Genomic DNA, 17,890 nt, shown 5'->3' with positions numbered 1-17,890 from the left:
GTGGGCGTGCTGCCCGCCGGTAACCGCTGGATCGACCATCAGGAGAATCCATGACTCGACACCTCCGACGGCCGGCGTGGCCGGTGGCGGCCGTGGCCACCGTGGCTCTCACCGCGGGGATGACCGCGGTGACCACCCTGTCGGCCAGCGCCGCCAGCGGCTGCCAGGTCACGTACACCGTCGCCGCGCAATGGCCGGGTGGCTTCGGTGCCAACCTCGCCGTGACCAACCACGGTGCGCCGATCAACGGCTGGACGCTGAGTTGGACTTTCGCTGCCGGCCAGGCAATCACCCAGTCCTGGGGATTCACTGCCGACCCGGCCAGTGGCACCGTCGTCCTGCGAAATGTCAGCTACAACGCGTCGATCCCTACCGGCGGCACTGTGACCGGGGGATTCAACGGCACCTGGAACAACTCGTCGAACCCAGTGCCGACGACCTTCACTCTCAACGGCACGGTCTGCAACGGACCCGTTCCCACCAGCCCGCCACCGACGACCGCGCCGCCACCGACCACCGCGCCGCCACCGACGACTGCGCCGCCACCGACGACTGCGCCGCCACCGACGACTGCGCCGCCACCGACGACTGCGCCGCCACCGACGACTGCGCCACCGGTCAACACGCTTATCGTCGCGACCAACGGAAACGACGCGAATCCTGGCACACTCGGGGCTCCACTGGCGACCCTGGCTCGGGCGGTGACCCTGGCTTCCCCCGGCACGACGATCGCCATGCGGGGCGGCACCTACCAGTTCAGCACCAACGTGCGGATCATGAAGGACGGCACATCAGCCAACCCGTACACGATCACCAGCTACAACCGGGAGCGGGTGGTTCTCGACGGGGAGAACCTGCCGCACACCCCGGCCCCGGTCGGTGGCAGCATCCCCAACCTCGAGCGTGGCGTGCTGCACATGGAGGCCGACCACTGGCGGGTACGTGACCTGGAAATCATTCACGGGCCATACGCCATCTTCTGCCGCGACTGCAGCAACAACGTCTTCGAACGTCTCGTTACCCGCGACAACTACGAGTCCGGCCTGCAGATTCAGGGCGCCGCGAGCAACAACCAGGTGATCAACCTCGACTCGTACGGCAACCGGGATCCACGCAAGAACGGCGAGAGCGCCGACGGCCTGGCCATCAAGGAGGGCTCCGGCAACGGCAACGTGGTACGCGGAGCCCGGCTGTGGAACAACTCCGACGACGGTTTCGACGCCTGGGAGTTTGCCTCTCCGATCCTCGTCGAGGACTCTGCGGCCTGGGGTAACGGCTTCAACCGATGGGGTCTGCCCAACTACAGCGGCGACGGCAACGGGTTCAAGATGGGCGGCGGTGACCCCGACCCGGCAGCGAACCACACCATCCGTAACAGCTTCTCGTTCAGTAACGCGGTGAGCGGGTTCATCGACAACGGCAACCCGGGCACCATCACGGTGGACCGCACCACGGCCTGGAACAACGGCGACAGCGGGTACAAGTTCGCGAACTCGACCTCGCGGTTGACCGCGAACCTCGCGGTCAGCAACGGGGCGGGGGTGTCGCTGGGCAACTCCACGGCGACCGGGAACTCGTGGAACATCAAAAGCTCCTGGAGCAACTCGGATCTGCTCAGCACGGATCCTTCGGTGCTGATCGGGCCGCGCGCCACGGACGGCGGGATTCGGAGCTCCGCCTTTCTGCAACCACGCAGTTACCCGAACCTCGGAGCACGTAGCTGACGGACGGACGGGGAAATCAGCATTCTATAGCAAATGCACCAAATCACCGTACGCCTGGCGGGTCCTGCACCCGCCGGGCGTACGGCATGTTGTCGTCGACGGGTTGGCGATATATCGTCGGTGTATCGACAAAGCATCGTTGGAGGCAGCCATGAAGTTCCACCACCGGTTCCACGGCGGACCGCAGGCATGGATGCGGGGCGGATTCGGATTCCCGCCGTTCGGTCCCGGTCCCGGCCCCGGCTTCGGTCCCGGTCCCGGTCCCGGTCCCGGCTTCGGCGCAGGGCCGGGCGGCGGCCCGTGGCGGGGCCGGGGCGGCGGCCGCGGCCGCCGCCGGCCGAACGTGCGTGCCGCCGTGCTCGCCCTGCTCGTCGAAGGACCAATGCACGGGTACGAGATGATCCGGGAACTCGACTCCCGCACCGGCGGTGCCTGGCGACCGAGCCCGGGATCGATCTACCCCACCCTGCAACTGCTCGAGGACGAAGGGCTGGTCGTCGGGACCGTGGACGCGGCCGGCGGCAGCCGCCGGCAGTACGCGTTGACCGACGCCGGCCGCCCCGAGGCCGAGCAGGCCGCCGAGCAGGCGCCGTGGACGCAGTTCGCCCCGGAAACCGTGGAGAGCTGGCACGACGTGCGCGAATCCGGTATGCAGACGTTGCACGCGCTGCGCCACGTGATGATGAACGGCACCGCCGAGCAGCGGGAGCGGGCCCTGGCCGTACTCGACGAGACTCGCCGCAAGCTGTACGCCATCCTGGCCGACTCCGAGTAGGTCGCCGGTCACCGCAGGATTCGTAGGGATCGGCTGTCGATCCGGCGGCCCGCCGATCGTCGTCATGGCGTACGGCAACGCCACTACCTGCGAGGAGCCCGACATGAAGTACATGCTGTTGTTCGTCAGCCCGCCGACCGACGGCCCGGAGCAGGCCGGGGCGCAGTGCACGGTCGAGGACTGGATCGCCTACGACAAGCAGATGAAGGACGCCGGCATCTGGGTCAGCGGCAACGCCCTGGCGGACCTGACCACCTGCACTTCGGTCAAGGTCGACGCAGACGGTCAACGGATCGTCACCGACGGCCCGTTCGCTGAGAGCCGCGAGGTGCTCGGCGGCTACGACATCATCGACGTACCGGACCTGGACGTCGCGCTGGACTGGGCGGCCCGCTCGCCCGGTGCCCGGGACGGGGGATCGGTGCAGGTGCGTCCGGTCGCCGAGTTCGGGATCTGATCCCCCGATGGCCGGCGTCGAATCGCCCGACGACCCCGCCGCGCCCGCGAGGGGTGCCGATCCGGAAACGGCGAGGGGTGCCGATCCGGAAACGGTGCGGGGTGCCGATCCGGAAACGGTGCGGACCTCGGTGGCGGCCGTGTTCCGCGAGGAGCACGGCCGGCTGCTCGCCACCCTGGTCCGCCGCTTCGGTGACCTGCACCTGGCCGAGGAGGTGGCGGCCGAGGCCGTCGAGGCGGCTCTGACGCACTGGCCGGTCTCCGGCGTGCCGACCCGCCCCGGGGCGTGGCTGCTGACCACCGCCCGGCGTCGCGCGGTGGACCGGATCCGCCGTGACCGGACGCTGGCGCTGCGCCTGGCGGTGCTGCAGGCCGAGGCGGACCGGGCCGACCCGGCGCCGGCCGCCGACATCGACCCCGACCTGCCCGACGACCGGCTCGCGCTCTTCTTCACCTGCGCCCACCCGGCGTTGCCCGCGCCGGACCGGGTGGCGCTGACCCTGCGCCACCTCGGCGGGCTGACCACCGCCGAGGTGGCCCGGGCCTTCCTCGTGCCGGAGGCGACGATGGCCCAGCGGATCGTCCGGGCGAAACGCAAGATCCGCGACGCGCGCATTCCGTTCCGGGTGCCCGGTGTCGACGAGTTGCCGCAGCGACTCCCCGGCGTGCTGCAGGCGGTGTACTCGATCTTCACCGAGGGCTACGCGGCGAGCTCCGGTCCGCACCTGCAGCGCCTCGACCTGGCCGAGGAGGCCGTCCGGCTGGCCCGCATCCTGCACCGGCTGCTCCCGACCCAACGGGAGACCGCCGGCCTGCTCGGGCTGCTGCTGCTGGTCCACGCCCGTCGGCACGCCCGGACCGGCCCGGACGGGGCGCTGGTGCTCCTCGACGAGCAGGACCGGCGGCGGTGGGACCGACCGATGATCGCCGAAGGCTGCGGGCTGGCCCGTACGGCGTTGACCGGTGGCCCGCCCGGACCGTACGGGCTGCAGGCCGCGATCGCCGCGTTGCACGACGAGGCCGCCGACGTCGCCGGCACCGACTGGCCGCAGATCGTCGCCCTGTACGACGTACTGGCGCGGATCGCGCCCTCGCCGGTGGTCGACCTGAACCGGGCGGTGGCGGTGGCCATGCGCGACGGCCCGGCCGCCGGGCTGGCCATTCTCGACGAGCTGGCCGCCGACCCTCGGCTGCGCTCGCACCACCCGTTCCCGGCGGCCCGGGCCGAGCTGCTGCAGCGTCTCGGCCGGTACGCCGACGCGGCCGACGCCTACCGGCAGGCGCTGGAGCTGGCCGGCACCGAGCCGGACCGGGAGCACCTGCGGAGTCGGTTGGCTGCGGTACGGGCGGCGACCGCCGCGACGGACTGAGCCGGTCCCGGCGCCCGGTCCCGTCACCTCCCGACGGTGTCGGTCCGTTCGCCGAGACTGACGGCAGACCTTTCTTCCTCGGCCGAGTAAGCAGCTGAATACGTGTTCGGTGGATCGTTGACACTCTGCGAAGAGATAAGTCAGACTTTTGCCGGGAGGTCGACATGAGCGAGCTGCGACGACTGGCGGTCATCAACTCCGACGCGAAACGGGCCCCGGTCCTGCCCGATCCACCTGGACTCGTCACCGAACTGCTCGACCCGCGCCTGCGGCGGTTCGCCCGTACCCCCTACGAACACCTGCTCACCGAGGTCGGCACGGTCGACGTCGCCGAGGCGGCGATCGCCGCCGGCTGCGACGCCGTCTACATCGACACGTTCGGCGACTACGGCGTGGACCGGCTGCGGGCGGCCACCACGGTGCCGATCGTCGGTGCCGGCGAGGCGACACTGGCCTGGGCCGCCGCACTCGGTCGGCGGTTCAGCATCGTCACCGTCTGGCCGGCCTCGATGGACTACCTCTACGCGCAACGACTGGCCACCTGCCCCGGTGGCGAGCTCGCCGCCGGCGTGCACTACCTCTCCGACGAGACCGAGCTCGACCTGGTCGGCACCGACAGCGGGGTCAAGGCCCGGATGGGTCGGGGCGAGACCGACGTGGTCGCCGCCATCACCGAGGCGTGCCTGCGGGCCGCCGACGCCGATGGCACCGACCTGATCTTCTTCGGCTGCACCTGCATGACCCCGGTCGTCGAGGAGGTCGGGCACCGGACCGGGATCGAGATCCTCGACCCGTCCGTCGTCGGCCTGCGGGCCGGGCACGCCGCCGCGCTCGCCGCCACCGGTGCGCCAGCGCGGACCGGCCGGCTCGGCGCGGTCACCGCCCTGGTAGACGCCTACCTGGGTGTGGACGCGACGGCCGGGGCCAGTTGTTCGGTCGACGCCGACGGCTGCGAGGTCTGCGCCGTCACCTCGGCCTCGGCGTCGTGACGCCGCTGTGTCGGCGGGTCGGCATCGACCTGCCGGTGATCGCTTTCAGCCACTGCCGGGACGTGGTGGCGGCGGTGAGCCGGGGTGGTGGACTCGGGGTGCTCGGCGCGGCCTCGATGTCCCCGGAGGATCTCGAGCAGGATCTCGCCTGGCTCGACCGGGAGTGCGGGCGTACGCCGTACGGTGTCGATCTGCTCTTTCCCGCCACGACGGCCGGTGACGACCCGGCGGACCTGCTCGCCCAGATCCCGGCCGGGCATCAGGAGTTCGTCGCCGGGTTGCGGACCCGGCTGGGCATCCCGCAGCGGCGCAGCGCACCCGGGCGGACCCGGCTGGGTGGGATGCCGACCGAGATCGACCATCTGATGACCCACGCGAACGCGTACGCGTTGTGGGAGGTCGTCCAGGCCCACCCGGTCCGGCTGGTGGCCAGCGCCCTCGGGCCGCCGCCCGCCGCGGTGCGGGCCGTCGCGACCCGGCGCGACATGCTGGTCGCCGGCCTGGTCGGCGACCAGCGACACGTCCGTCATCAGCTGGCCGCCGGCGTCGACGTGATCGTCGCCCAGGGCTACGAGGCGGCCGGACACACCGGCGAGACCACCACGATGGTGCTGGTGCCGCAGGTCGTGGCGGCCGCCGGTGAGGTGCCGGTGGTCGCCGCCGGCGGCATCGCCACCGGCCGTCAGGTGGTCGCCGCACTGGCACTGGGCGCGCAGGCGGTGTGGACCGGCTCCATCTGGCTCTCCACCGCCGAGAGCGATCTCGACCCGGTGGTCAAGGACAAGATCGTGACGGCGGCGGCGACCGACACCGCGAAGACCACGTCGTACACCGGTAAGCCGACCCGACAGCTGACCACCGCGTGGACCCGGGCCTGGCAGCAGCCGCCGGCGCCGGCGCCGCTGGCCTCACCGGTGCAGCAGCTCCTCGCCCGTGACGCCGTCGTCAGCTCGTTCGAGCATCAGGTGACCCCGGTGATGGGTTCGGCGGCGGGCCAGGCGGTGGGCCTGGTCGACCGGGTGCGCTCCGTCGCCAGTGTGCTGGACGACCTGCGGACCGGCATGGCCGACGCGGTCGGCGACATCGCCGCCCTGGCCGATGACGACGCCAGTGACGTCGGTGACGCTGCCGCCCGCGACGGCGACTGACCCGGCGGGCGCGACGGCGACTGACCCGGCGGGCGCGACGGCGACTGACCCGGCGGGCGCGACGGCGACTGACCGGCGGCCGCGCGGCCCTTCACCGCCGACGGCGGCGGCGGGCGTCCAGGGCGGCGGCACCCAGCGTGTACGTGCTGAGCAGGGCGATGATCCCGGTCGCGACGGTCAGCACCGCTGACAGCGAGGTGCCGGTCAGCGCCGCGCCGCTGAGCAGTGCGCTGCCGCCGAGCGTGGTGAAGGCGGCCACCATCCACGCCGCGTAGATCTCCGCCCGCCGGTGCGTCGGTGCCGACTCGCCGATCAGTCGGGTGGCGCCGAGCAGCGTCAGCCCGCCCCCGAAGCCGACCAGCACCGCGCCGGTGACGGTGGCCGCCGGGTCCTGAAGATGCAGGGCCAGCGCGGTGGCCCCGGCGCCACCGGTGATCGCCACTACGCCCAGGCAGATCGACCGGGTCGAGTCGAGTCGGTTGAACAGCAACTGGGACAGCAGCGTCATACCGATCAGCAGGGTGAGCAGTCCGCCGGTGCCGCCGGCGGCGGTGACGCCGGCACCTTCGGCGAGGATCCGCGAGCCGAAGGTGCCGAACAGGGCCATGCACCCGTTGAGGGTCATCAGTGAGCAGGTGGCGACGCTGAACGGCAGCAGGATGGCGCGGGGGACCCGGACCGGCCGGACCAGCCGGATCCGTCGCGTCGTCCGACGGTCGGCCGGGGTGCGGACCAGCAGGATCAACGGCACCAGGGCGGCCACGCCGATGACGACGAACGGCAGCACCAGCGGGTAGCGGGTGTGGTCGGCCAGCAACCCGGACATCAGCGGTGCCAGGCCCATGCCGAGGGTGGTGCAGACCGAGTGGGTCAGGCTCCCCGCACGGGTGCCGCGAGGATGGAAGTCCAGCAGCGCGGCGGCGGTGGTGGCGCTGACCATCCCGGTCGCCATGCCCTGCACCACCCGCCCGGCGACCAGCGCCGGCAGCGACGCCGCGGTCGCGGTCACCAGGCACGCCGCCAGGACCAGCGCGACCCCGCCGAACATCACCGCCCGTCGACCGACCAGATCGGACAGACCGCCCAGTAGCGTCACGACCAGGATCACCCCGACGGGATAGCCGGCGAACGCGACGGCGACCTGCGCCGGCGTCAGCTGCCACCGGTCCGCGTAGATCGCGAACAGCGGGGTGGCGGCGAAACTGCCCAGCACGGCGACGAGGATCAGCGCGCCGGAGGCGGCAGCCATCCTCGCCGACGGACGTCGTGGGGTTTCCTCCAGCGCAGAGGTCGACACCGGCCACCGCCTTCCGGACAAAAGTCTGATGAATGAGGTCCGAGGCTGTCAAGGTCTTGCCAGACGAGGGTTCCCACCTGCAGAGTGTGGCCTGGAACTGCTGCTTGCTCGGCGGGCGACGAGGTTACACGGCGGAAACAGTGTTGGCGTCAAGGACTGTTGTCCAGTGTCTTTACGCCTAACGTCAGACATATTAGGTTGAGGCACTGGGCGTACTCGCCGCCAGTGGCGGGAGGTGGAGGTGCACCGATGACAGTCACGATCGTCGACGCCGGGAACGTGCCGTGGGTCAACGGCGAGCAGGTCTACGACTCGATGGAGCCCGCCTTCCGCGACAACTTCGGCGGCGACCCCGACCAGGTGCGTGAACTGCTGTCCCGGTACTGGATGCGGTCGCTGTGGCTGGACCGGGACACCACCCGCAGGATCGACCACATCCGGGCCGTCGCCGGCTACCGCGATCTCAGCGAGGCCTACCACGACAGCGTGGAGGAGGCGTACTTCCTCGACGGTGTGGTCGACCTCAGCGCCGAGGGACGGCTGATCGCCGGCGACTACTTCTGGCGTCCGCCGGGCTGGGTGCACAAGGCCAGCAGCGACGAGGGCTTCACCGCGATCCTGTGCATGGAGGGCGCGGTCGCCACCGAGGGCAGTGACCGGGTGACCCGGGTGGTCTGCCCGGACGACCAGGCCGGCGTGCGGGCCCGGGCAAACGGGGCAGCCGGGGCGGCCGACGACGTCGGCCCGCGCGGCTACCTGCGGCGGGTCGAGTCGCGGCAGCTGCCCTGGGCACCGTTGACCGCCCGGTGGTCGGGTGTCGACGCCGAGGTGGTCGGGCTGCCGTCGCCCGACACCGGACCGACACCGGTGGGCCGGCCGCTGAGCCGCAACGTGGTCACCGGGGCGTGCAGTGCGCTGGTCCGGCTGCCGGCCGGCTACACCGGTACGCCGCAGCCGGTCGACCGGGAACGGTTCCTCGTCACCACCACGGGGACCCTGACGGTCGCGGGGCAGCCGCTGACCGCCTGCTCGCTGATACACCTGCCGGCCGGTGCCACGCCGCCGCCCATCGTCGCCGACACCGACGTCGAGCTGTTCGTCAAGATCGGGGAGGCGACGGCGTGACCGACGTACGGTTCGCCACCGACGACCAGGTGATGACGATCGTCCTCGACGGCCCGGAGACGATGAACAGCCTGACGCCGGCGGCGATCGCCGGACTGGACGCCGCCCTGGCCGCCGCCGAGGTCGATCACACCCTGCGGGCCGTGGTGATCACCGGAGTGGGGGACCGGGCGTTCAGCGTCGGGATGGACATCGACTTCCTGGAATCCTGCTTCGACGACCCACAGCGGATCTTCCTGCCGTTCCTGCGCTCGTACCATGCGGTACTGCGTCGCATCGAGCAGCTCGGCGTACCGGTCGTCGCCCGGGTCAACGGCCTCGCCCGCGCCGGTGGCTTCGAGCTGATCCTGGCCTGTGATTTCGTGATCGCCGCCGACGAGGCGAAGGTCGGCGACATCCACCTGGAGTTCGGCATGCCGCCCGGTGCCGGCTCCAGCCAGCGTGCGCCGCGCAAGCTCGGCGACCAGCGGGCCAAGGCGCTGATGCTCACCCCGCTGTGGCTGCGCGGGCCGGAGCTGGTGCAGTGGGGTGTCGCGCTGGCCAGCGCACCCCGGGCGCAGCTGGACGACGAGGTCGGCAAGCTGCTGTCGTCGCTGCGCGGCCGGTCCCGCCCGGCGATGGCGATCACCAAGCGGCTGCTCAACTCGGTGCACACCATGACGCTGGAGGAGGGCCTGCGCTACGAGCGCGAGATGTTCTCCCGGCTGCACGAGGAGGTGCCCGAGGTGGCCGAGGGCTACCGGGCGTTCGTCGACAAGCGCGAGCCGGTCTGGGGGGACGTCGATGTCCGCGGCCTTGCCTGAACCGCCGGCCCCGCCCTCGCCGTCGGCGGATCCGCCGTCGGTCACCGTCACCGCGGAGCTGGTCGACACCCTGATCAGTCGGGGCGGCTACACCCATCCGCTGTTCAACCCGCCGGACCCGGGCAGTGGCGGTGGCCCGCCGCTGCCCGGCCAGGCGGTGCTGCTGCTGATGGGCGGCCTGGCCGAGCAGTCCGGCCAGCTCGACGACGCGATCGCGCTGCTGGAGCTGCGCCGGATGCGGTTCCATCAGCTGGTCCGGGCCGGCGCCACGCTGCGGGTGCGGATCGAGCGCCTCGCCAGCCGGAGCACCTCCAGCGGCAAGGTCGTGGCCGAGCTGCGGTGGACCGCCGTCGACGCCGACGGTGCGCCCGTGGCCGAGGCCGAAGCCGTCATGCTGATGAACGAATCGGGAAAGGCGGACCCAAGGTGACGGGTGTGCAGCTCAACATGGCGGCCGGGATCCGGGAGTTCGGCCGCGCCACGCCACGCCGGATCGCGGTGGTCGACGGCGACCGTGAGGTCACCTTCGGTGCCCTGCACCAGCGGTCGAGCCAGCTGGCCAGTGCGACCCTGGACCGGGGGTTGGCGCCCGGGGAGCGGATCGCGGTGCTGAGCAACAACCGGTACGAGTACTTCGAGATCTCCGCGGCGATGGCCAAGGCCGGTATCCCGACGGTGCCGCTGAACCCGCGCAACAACGTGACCGACAACGCGTACATCCTGGCCCACTCGGCCGTCCAGGGGATCATCGTCGCCGACGACCTCGCCGACCGGGTCGACGGGCTGCTCGACGGGCTACGGCTGGTGCTCAGCTTCGACGGCGGGGTGGGCGAGCACTACGGGACGTTCCTCGACGGTGGGCGGGCGGTCGACCCGCAGGTGCCGGTCGACGAGCTGGATCCGTTCTGTGTCACGTACACCTCCGGCACCACCGGGCGACCCAAGGGGGTGCTGCTCACCCACCGGGGCCGGGTGCTGACCGCGTTCGGGGTGGGGCTGGACTACGGGCTGGGCCCGAACCGCAGCACGATCGCGGTGGCGCCGATGTACCACGGCGCCGGCTTCGAGTTCGCGTACGCGGCACCGATGCTCGGCGGCTCCTGCACGGTACTGCCGAGCTGGGATCCGCAGCGGCTGCTCGACCTGATGGTGAGCAGCCGGGCGGAGACGGTCTTCCTGGTGCCCACCCACGCCCAGCACATCCGCCGGTTCTGTCCGGAGCCGGCGGCCCGCTACGACCTGTCGGCGCTGAAGACCCTCTACTTCAACGCCGCCGCGTTGCCGGTCGCGCTCAAGGAGTGGGTGATCGAGGCGTTTCCCGGCGTGGAGGTGCACGAGCTCTACGGGTCGACGGAGTGCTCGATCGTGACCAACCTGCGGCCGGAGTTCGCGCTGGACCGGGCGGGCAGCGTGGGTCATCCGTGGTTCTGGAACGAGGTACGGCTGGTCGACGAGGACGGGGCGCAGGTCGGCCCGGGTGAGCCCGGCGAGCTGTACGCGCGTTCGCCGCTGCTGCTGACCGGCTATCTCAACGACGAGGAGGCGACCCGGGCCGGGTACGACGCCGACGGCTTCTTCTCGGTCGGCGACATCGCGGTCCGTGACGAGGAAGGCTTCATCTCGATCGTCGACCGGAAGAAGGACATGATCATCGCGGGTGGGGTGAACATCTTCCCCCGCGAGATCGAGGAGGTCATCGCGCGGCACGGGCCGGTGGACGAGGTCGCGGTGGTCGGCGTTCCGGACGAGGTGTACGGCGAGCGGATCGCCGCGTTCGTGGTGAGCCGTGCCGGCCAGCAGATCGACGTCTCCACGCTGGATGGCTACGTACGGGAGCACGTGGCGCGGTACAAGGTTCCCCGGGAATGGCACGTGGTCGACCAGTTGCCGCGCAACCCGAGCGGGAAGATCCTCAAGCGGACGATCCGCGACGAGTACGTCAGTCAACCTGGTAAGGGTTGATTGTAGGCGCCTTCTCTTCCAATGTCTGACCAATGTGGGTGGGACGGTTTTCGTCGCTGTACCCGTATTGAAACGCGGCGCTGCCCGCTTGTTGCGCTGCTGCCAGCGGTGGAGATTGTGTCAGTACGGTAAAACTCTGACTTTTAGTGGACTGGCTGGTCAGAGGCCGTTAGTGTCATCCGCACCAAGGTCCCGATGCGGCTCGCGGCTCACCTGTCGACCGCACGGACTTCGTGATCAGGAGGCCATCGTGTCCCACTTCAATAGTTCCGGTGTCGCCCTCTCCCGTCGCTCCGTGCTCGCCGGTCTCGGCGGCGCGTTCATGGGCGGCGTACTGCTGACCGCCTGCGGCAGCGACGACTCCGACTCCGGTTCCACCGGCGCCGCCGACGGCGACCTCACCACGATCCGACTCGCCGGACTACCGGCCTCGGCGCTCGCCGCGTTCAAGCTCGCCATGTCCGACGGTGCCTTCGAGGCCGCCGGCCTCGACATCCAGTACGAGGAGTACGCCGAGGCGGCCGCCGTCTACACCGCGTACCGGGCCAACGAGGTCGACGGTGGCCTCGGCGGCATCCCGTCCACCGCCAACCTGGTCGCCACCGGCGTCGACCGCAAGGTCGTCTGCGCGCTGCAGCGCACCACCAACGGCATCCTGGTGCGCGCCGACAGCGACATCCAGTCCCTCGGTGACCTGCGTGGGCGCAAGCTTGGTCTGTTCGGCAGTGCGATCGGTTCCTCCACCAACCAGTTCTTCGCACTCTGCCGCGAATACCACGGCTTCAACCCCACCACCGACTGCGAGGTGCAGTACGGCGCCCCGAACCTGATGGCCGAACTGCTCGGCCAGGGCGACGTGGACATGGCACTGGTGATCGACCCGGCCGGTGCGGACCGGGTGGTCAGCGGCGAGTACCGGTCGCTGGGCGACCTCGGCGTGCTGCTGGAGGAGGCCACCGGGCTGCAGGCGTTCACCGCCGGCTGGGACTTCGCCACCGACTTCATCGACGCCAACCAGGAGGCCGTGCAGGCCTTCGTCGACGTGAACCTCGAGTACCAGACCCGGTTCAACGGCGACCAGTCGCTGTGGGACAGCGCCCTGCGGGAGTTGTACGAGATCGACGACCAGGCAGTGCTCGACGTCATCTGGGAGAACCAGCGCGGCCGGCTCGTCGAGCAGTGGGGCGAGCAGGAGAAGCAGCAGGCCGCCGAGCTGCTCACCTTCCTGAGCGACAACGGTGAGCCGGAGTTCCTGCCCGAGGTGCCCGACGGGCTGTTCGTCTGACGTCGACCACCCCCCGCCTCGCGAGGAGACGCACGATGACCCTGTCCGAAACCACCCAGCCGGCGCAAGCGACGGCCGGAGCGGCGGATCGTGGCGCGGCGGGTGGCCGCGGTGGCGGTGGGCGCGGTGGTGCCCACCGCTTCCTGCGGCACGGCGTCTCGCTGCGGATCGCCTCCGTGTTCATGCTGATCGTCATCTGGTGGCTGGGTTCACTGGCCGTCGGTGAGCGGATCCTGCCGACCCCGTGGACCACCGCGTCGGCGTTGGTGACCAGCGTGCAGGAGACGGTCTTCTGGACCGACCTGCAGGTCACCATGGTCCGGATCCTGATCGGCTTCGCCGCCTCCATGGTGCTCGGTGTGCTGGTCGGTCTGGTGATGGGGCTGTCCCGGATCGCCGAAGGGCTGCTGGACATCTGGATCGCCGTCGGCCAGACCATCCCCAGCCTCTGCTGGGTGATCGTCGCGTTCATCATGTTCGGCCTCAACGACACCGCCACCGTCGTGGCGATCACCCTGACGTCCTTTCCGATCATCGCGATCAACATGTGGTCCGGGGTCAAGGCGATCGACCCCCGGCTCGGCCAGATGGCCCGCACTCTCGGTGCGTCGCGGGGCCTGCGTACCCGGGAGGTGACCCTGCCCCAGGTGCTGCCGGCGGTGATGGCCTCGGCCCGGTTCGGGTTCGGCATCGTGTGGAAGGTCGTCGTCCTCGCCGAGCTGCTCGGCCGCACCGACGGCATCGGCTACCGGCTCAACTACTGGTTCCAGCTCTTCCGGATGGAACAGGTCTTCGCACTCACGCTGTTCTTCTCGATCCTGATGGTGGTGCTGGAGTTGGCGGTGTTCAAACCGATCGAGGCCAAGCTGTTCCGCTGGCGTCCGGAGGGGGCCCGATGAGCGCCGACGCCCGGATCGTCATATCCGACCTGGTCAAGGGCTTCCACACCCGCAACGGCTTCATCACGGTCATCGAGCGGATGAACCTGGAGATTGCCGACGGCGAGTTCGTCGCGCTGGTCGGACCGTCCGGTTGTGGCAAGTCGACCGTGCTGAACATGCTCAGCGGGCTGGACACCGACTTCACCGGCACAGCCGAGATCCGCAGCGGGGCACCGGGGGTGCAGTTCAGCTACGTGTTCCAGGAGCCGCGGCTGCTGCCCTGGAAGACAGTCCGGCAGAACGTCGAGTTCGCCCTGAAGGCGACCGGGGTGGACCGGGCGCAGTGGTCCGACCGGGTGATGCCGGTGCTGCGTCGGGTCGGACTGGCCGGCTTCGAGAACCACTATCCGCACCAGATCTCCGGCGGCATGCAGCAGCGCACCGCGCTAGCCCGGGCGTTCGTGCTGGACGCGCCGGTGATGCTGATGGACGAGCCGTTCAGCGGGCTGGACGAGTTCACCGCCCGCAGCCTGCGTCAGCTGCTGCTGGAACTGCGTACCCAGACGGCGGGCAAGGCGTTCGTCTTCGTCACCCACAACGTGTTCGAGGCCGCGGTGCTCTCCGACCGGGTGGTGCTGATGTCCAACCGGCCGTCGACCGTACGCCGGGTGGTCGACGTCGAGGTGCCGTTGCCGCGCAGCTACGACGATCCCCGGCTGTTCGACGTCAGCCGCGAACTCACCCACGAGATCATCTCGACGATGACCGCCACCGACGACGGTGGTCTCGTCGTCGACGAGGCACACACCCGACTCGCCGGGCCGGGTGCGTCGTGACCGGCGCGCTGCGACCCCGGCTGCCGACCGCGTTCGCGGCCGGGGCGGTGCTGCTCACCCCGGCCCGGACGCTGACCGACGGAGACTTCGCCGCGATCGTCAACGTCTCCTGGGAGAACGGCCCGCTGCACACCGACGCCGAGTACATGCGCGGCACCGGGTTCGGCCGGCCGATCCTGGGCGGGCCGTGCCTGATCGCGCTCGCCGCCGGGCTCACCTCGACCACCATGTACGCCGCCTGGTACGCCGCCGGCCTGGACTGCCACGCCGCGCTCGGCATCGACGAGATCCGTTACACCGGGCCGGTGTCCGCCGGTGACACGCTACGCGTGCGTATCGAGGTGACGCGGTTGGAGCCGACCCCGGGCGGGCGGATGTACGTGGGCGTGGTGCACGACGACGTACGCAACCAGCGGGACGAGACCGTCCTGCGGATGACGCGTTCCTACCTGCTGCGCCCACTGCCCGAGCCCGAGCCGGAGTCCGAGTCCGATTCTGCGCCGGGCGTCGGCGCGGCAAACCCGGAGCAGCCGTGAAACCGCCGTCGACCAGCACCCTCACGCTGACCCGGCACGGGCGGGTGCTGCTGGTCACCCTGGACCGGCCGCACCGGCTCAACGCCTACGACCGGGTGATGGTCGACGAACTGCGGCGTACCTGGCGCTGGTTCGGTGCCGACGACGGCCTGCACGTCGCCGTGCTGACCGGAGCCGGCGAGCGCGGCTTCTGCACCGGCTTCGACGTCGACGACACCCTCGACGCCGGGGTCACCAGTCCGTCGCTGGACCACGCCGGCCGGGTCGCGTTGACCGCCCGCGACCTGGGCGTCTACAAGCCGGTGGTGACGGCGGTCAACGGGCACTGCTGCGCCGGTGGTTGGCACTTCGTCAACGACGCCGACGTGGTGCTCTGCACCGAGACGGCGACCTTCTTCGACACCCACCACGACGTGGGCCTGGCCAACCCGGTCGAGGCGGTCGGCGCGCTGGGGCGGCTGCCGCTCGGCGAGCTGATGCGGATGGTGCTGACCGGGCGCGCGTACCGCATCGACGCCCGCCGGGCGCTGGAGCTCGGTCTGGTGACCGAGGTGACCGCTCCCGCCGATCTGGTGGACCGGGCGTTGGCCATCGCCACCGAGATCGCCCAGCATCCGCTCGACGTGCTGACCACCACGGTGGAGACGGTGTGGACGGCGGTGCAGGCGCAGCGGTCCGCGGCCGAGGCGTTCGGGTTGGCGATGCTGGCCCGCTCCGACGCCTCGACCGCCCGGCGCGGCGAGTCCATGCGGGAATTCCGGCACTGAGGGGCACGATGGACTACGGGATCTTCAGCCACATCGAACGGCTCGACGACCTCGAGCGTGACCTGCGGGCCGCCGACGCCGACGGGATCGCCAGCTACTGGCTGACGCAGGGCTTCGGGCACGACACGCTGACCGTGATCGGCGCGTACGGTCGGCAGCTGAGCCGGCTGCGGATCGGCACCGCCGTGGTGCCGGTCTACCCGCGTCACCCGATGGCCCTGGCCCAGCAGGCGCTCACCACCAACATGCTGCTCGGCGGCCGGTTGGTGCTCGGCGTCGGGCCGTCGCACCCGCAGGTGGTCGAGCCCTGCTGGGGGATGTCCTACGAGCGGCCGGCGCGCTACATGCGCGAGTACCTGACCGCGCTGACCGGCGCGCTGACCCAGCGGGTCCGCTACACCGGTGAGGTGATCACCGCCCGGGGTGACCTGACGATCAGCGGCGACCCGCCGGCACCGGCGGTGATGGTCTCCGCGCTGGGCCCGAAGATGCTGGAGCTGACCGGTGCCCTTGCCGCCGGCACGATCACCTGGATGGTCGGCCCGCGCACGCTGACCGAGCTGACCGTACCGGCGATCACCGCCGCCGCGCGGACGGCTGGTCGGCCGGCCCCCGAGATCGTGGTGACCGCCGCGGTCTGCGTCACCGACGACCCGACCCGGGCCCGCGCGGCGATCGACCCGGTGCTCGGCTGGTACGACGACAAGCCGTCCTACCGGGCGATGCTGGACCGCGAAGGTTTACAGCGGGCCAACCAGATGGCGATCGTCGGTGACGCAGACGACGTGCGGGCCGAGATCGACCGCTATGCGCGGGCCGGGGCGAGCACCTTCGCGGCCCAGTTCTACGGCACCCCGGAGGAACGGGCGGCAACGCGGGCGCTGATCGGCGAGCTGGCCGGGACCACCCGTTCGACCGGGGATGGCCGACAGTGACGCGGATCGGCGTCCGCCATGCCCTACCGTGGTGGTTCGCGACGAATCCGCACTCCGGTGTGCGGGTCCGAAAGGATGCGGAGCCGAAGTGACCATGGCCAAGGACGTGACGCACGAGCCGGCGAGCCGGTCGGAAAAGGCGATCCCGGGGCACCGCCGGGATCCTGGGGTGCTCGGGGTGACCCGGGTCCAACCCGCGTACCAGCAGGTCGCCGACCAGTTGCGGGAGCGGATCCTGGACGGGTCGCTGACCGCGGGGGACCGGTTGCCGACCGAGGTCGAGCTGTCGGAGATCTTCGGGGTCAGCCGTAGCACGGTACGGGAGGCGTTGCGGGTGCTGGCGTCCAAGGATCTGATCCGCACCACCCGGGGAACCACCGGCGGCACCTTCGTGGCCCGGGTGCAGTTCGACCAGGTGAGCGAGTATCTGGAGATGAGCTTCGGGCTGATGTCCGGGGCCCGGGACATCACGTTGGACAACCTGCTGGAGGCGCGGGAGTGCCTGGAGGTGCCGGCGGCCGGGCTGGCCGCGCTGCGCCGCGCCGACGAACATCTGGTGCTGATGCGTCAAGCGGTGGAGCGGGAGAAGTCGACCCGGGCCCGCGGCCGCAAGTTCCGTGAGCACCGGACCTTCCACGGGGTGCTGGTCGAGGCGACCGGTAACCAGCTGCTCGGGGTGATGGCCGAGCCGGTCTTCCGGGTGCTGCAGGCGCGGACCGCCGACCGCGACATGCCCGCGGAGTACTGGAGCCAGATCGACGCCGAACACACCGAGATCTGCGGCTATGTCGAGGCCGGTGATGTCGAGGGTGCGCAGGCGGCGATGCGGGCCCACCTGGGTACCGTCCGCCGGGCGTACGACGGACACTGAAGACAAACTCACAACTAAATACCTGATGTTTCGGAACTACGCCCTGCTGTCGTGCTGAGCAGGGCGTTTTCGTTGGCCTGGTTGAGTTGCTGGCCCTTGACTCGTAAAAGTCAGACAAATAAGCTGGTGG

General features: G+C 70.6%; 18 protein-coding genes. 17 read left to right on the top strand and 1 reads right to left on the bottom strand.

Going from position 1 to position 17,890, the window contains the following annotated elements:
- The first annotated feature begins 50 nt into the window (after positions 1–50).
- The 6 genes from O7543_RS08830 (at position 51) to O7543_RS08805 (ending at position 6,462) form a co-directional block, all read left to right on the top strand.
- Positions 51–1,724: a cellulose binding domain-containing protein gene (locus tag O7543_RS08830; RefSeq protein ID WP_281554273.1), complete on the top strand. Its 1,674-nt coding sequence runs from the start codon at positions 51–53 to the stop codon at positions 1,722–1,724.
- A gap of 151 nt (positions 1,725–1,875) precedes the next feature.
- Positions 1,876–2,499, top strand: coding sequence for a PadR family transcriptional regulator (locus O7543_RS08825; RefSeq protein ID WP_281554274.1), 624 nt, complete (start codon positions 1,876–1,878; stop codon positions 2,497–2,499).
- Positions 2,500–2,602: 103 nt separating this feature from the next.
- Positions 2,603–2,956, top strand: coding sequence for a YciI family protein (locus O7543_RS08820; RefSeq protein WP_281554275.1), 354 nt, complete (start codon positions 2,603–2,605; stop codon positions 2,954–2,956).
- Positions 2,957–2,963: 7 nt separating this feature from the next.
- The gene (locus O7543_RS08815) at positions 2,964–4,325 is read left to right on the top strand and encodes a DUF6596 domain-containing protein (RefSeq protein ID WP_281554276.1); all 1,362 of its coding nucleotides are present in this window, start codon (positions 2,964–2,966) and stop codon (positions 4,323–4,325) included.
- 164 nt (positions 4,326–4,489) lie between these two features.
- Complete coding sequence (locus tag O7543_RS08810; RefSeq protein ID WP_281554277.1) at positions 4,490–5,314, top strand: aspartate/glutamate racemase family protein; 825 nt, start codon at positions 4,490–4,492, stop codon at positions 5,312–5,314.
- Positions 5,311–6,462 carry a nitronate monooxygenase gene (locus tag O7543_RS08805; RefSeq protein WP_281554278.1) on the top strand — a complete coding sequence of 384 codons (1,152 nt, stop codon included), beginning with the start codon at positions 5,311–5,313 and terminating at the stop codon, positions 6,460–6,462. The genes O7543_RS08810 and O7543_RS08805 overlap by 4 nt, the downstream gene beginning before the upstream one ends.
- A gap of 91 nt (positions 6,463–6,553) precedes the next feature.
- Here the strand turns inward: O7543_RS08805 and O7543_RS08800 are convergent, their stop codons facing one another.
- Positions 6,554–7,759, bottom strand: coding sequence for an MFS transporter (locus tag O7543_RS08800; protein ID WP_281554279.1), 1,206 nt, complete (start codon positions 7,757–7,759; stop codon positions 6,554–6,556).
- A gap of 249 nt (positions 7,760–8,008) precedes the next feature.
- Between O7543_RS08800 and O7543_RS08795 the strand changes: the two genes are divergently transcribed.
- The 11 genes from O7543_RS08795 to O7543_RS08745 all read left to right on the top strand — a co-directional run bounded on the left by O7543_RS08795 (position 8,009) and on the right by O7543_RS08745 (position 17,760).
- Positions 8,009–8,884: a hypothetical protein gene (locus tag O7543_RS08795; RefSeq protein ID WP_281554280.1), complete on the top strand. Its 876-nt coding sequence runs from the start codon at positions 8,009–8,011 to the stop codon at positions 8,882–8,884.
- A complete protein-coding gene (locus O7543_RS08790; RefSeq protein WP_281554281.1) occupies positions 8,881–9,687 on the top strand; it encodes an enoyl-CoA hydratase-related protein in 807 nt (268 codons plus the stop codon). Before O7543_RS08795 ends, O7543_RS08790 begins: the two co-directional genes overlap by 4 nt.
- The gene (locus O7543_RS08785) at positions 9,680–10,117 is read left to right on the top strand and encodes a hypothetical protein (protein WP_281567382.1); all 438 of its coding nucleotides are present in this window, start codon (positions 9,680–9,682) and stop codon (positions 10,115–10,117) included. The genes O7543_RS08790 and O7543_RS08785 overlap by 8 nt, the downstream gene beginning before the upstream one ends.
- Before the next feature lie 5 nt (positions 10,118–10,122).
- Positions 10,123–11,649: a class I adenylate-forming enzyme family protein gene (locus O7543_RS08780; protein ID WP_281567381.1), complete on the top strand. Its 1,527-nt coding sequence runs from the start codon at positions 10,123–10,125 to the stop codon at positions 11,647–11,649.
- A gap of 250 nt (positions 11,650–11,899) precedes the next feature.
- Positions 11,900–12,934 carry an ABC transporter substrate-binding protein gene (locus tag O7543_RS08775; RefSeq protein ID WP_281554284.1) on the top strand — a complete coding sequence of 345 codons (1,035 nt, stop codon included), beginning with the start codon at positions 11,900–11,902 and terminating at the stop codon, positions 12,932–12,934.
- A 35-nt stretch (positions 12,935–12,969) separates the two neighbouring features.
- Positions 12,970–13,833: an ABC transporter permease gene (locus tag O7543_RS08770; RefSeq protein ID WP_281554285.1), complete on the top strand. Its 864-nt coding sequence runs from the start codon at positions 12,970–12,972 to the stop codon at positions 13,831–13,833.
- Positions 13,830–14,651 carry an ABC transporter ATP-binding protein gene (locus O7543_RS08765; protein WP_281554286.1) on the top strand — a complete coding sequence of 274 codons (822 nt, stop codon included), beginning with the start codon at positions 13,830–13,832 and terminating at the stop codon, positions 14,649–14,651. The genes O7543_RS08770 and O7543_RS08765 overlap by 4 nt, the downstream gene beginning before the upstream one ends.
- The gene (locus O7543_RS08760; protein WP_281554287.1) at positions 14,648–15,187 is read left to right on the top strand and encodes a MaoC/PaaZ C-terminal domain-containing protein; all 540 of its coding nucleotides are present in this window, start codon (positions 14,648–14,650) and stop codon (positions 15,185–15,187) included. Before O7543_RS08765 ends, O7543_RS08760 begins: the two co-directional genes overlap by 4 nt.
- Positions 15,184–15,954, top strand: coding sequence for an enoyl-CoA hydratase/isomerase family protein (locus O7543_RS08755; protein WP_281554288.1), 771 nt, complete (start codon positions 15,184–15,186; stop codon positions 15,952–15,954). The genes O7543_RS08760 and O7543_RS08755 overlap by 4 nt, the downstream gene beginning before the upstream one ends.
- A gap of 8 nt (positions 15,955–15,962) precedes the next feature.
- Positions 15,963–16,889, top strand: coding sequence for a TIGR03564 family F420-dependent LLM class oxidoreductase (locus tag O7543_RS08750; protein ID WP_281567380.1), 927 nt, complete (start codon positions 15,963–15,965; stop codon positions 16,887–16,889).
- A 94-nt stretch (positions 16,890–16,983) separates the two neighbouring features.
- Complete coding sequence (locus O7543_RS08745) at positions 16,984–17,760, top strand: FCD domain-containing protein (protein ID WP_281555537.1); 777 nt, start codon at positions 16,984–16,986, stop codon at positions 17,758–17,760.
- The last annotated feature ends 130 nt before the right edge of the window (positions 17,761–17,890 follow it).

The sequence above is a fragment of the Solwaraspora sp. WMMA2080 genome, from assembly GCF_027497395.1.
In the GTDB taxonomy this organism is placed as follows: Bacteria; Actinomycetota; Actinomycetes; order Mycobacteriales; family Micromonosporaceae; genus Micromonospora_E.
This window is presented reverse-complemented; position numbering and strand designations above follow the sequence as displayed.

Coding starts and splice junctions, on each gene's coding strand:
- O7543_RS08830 (WP_281554273.1), top strand. CDS start 51: ATGACTCGACACCTCCGACGGCCGGCGTGGCCGGTGGCGGCCGTGGCC.
- O7543_RS08825 (WP_281554274.1), top strand. CDS start 1,876: ATGAAGTTCCACCACCGGTTCCACGGCGGACCGCAGGCATGGATGCGG.
- O7543_RS08820 (WP_281554275.1), top strand. CDS start 2,603: ATGAAGTACATGCTGTTGTTCGTCAGCCCGCCGACCGACGGCCCGGAG.
- O7543_RS08815 (WP_281554276.1), top strand. CDS start 2,964: ATGGCCGGCGTCGAATCGCCCGACGACCCCGCCGCGCCCGCGAGGGGT.
- O7543_RS08810 (WP_281554277.1), top strand. CDS start 4,490: ATGAGCGAGCTGCGACGACTGGCGGTCATCAACTCCGACGCGAAACGG.
- O7543_RS08795 (WP_281554280.1), top strand. CDS start 8,009: ATGACAGTCACGATCGTCGACGCCGGGAACGTGCCGTGGGTCAACGGC.
- O7543_RS08770 (WP_281554285.1), top strand. CDS start 12,970: ATGACCCTGTCCGAAACCACCCAGCCGGCGCAAGCGACGGCCGGAGCG.
- O7543_RS08765 (WP_281554286.1), top strand. CDS start 13,830: ATGAGCGCCGACGCCCGGATCGTCATATCCGACCTGGTCAAGGGCTTC.
- O7543_RS08750 (WP_281567380.1), top strand. CDS start 15,963: ATGGACTACGGGATCTTCAGCCACATCGAACGGCTCGACGACCTCGAG.
- O7543_RS08745 (WP_281555537.1), top strand. CDS start 16,984: ATGGCCAAGGACGTGACGCACGAGCCGGCGAGCCGGTCGGAAAAGGCG.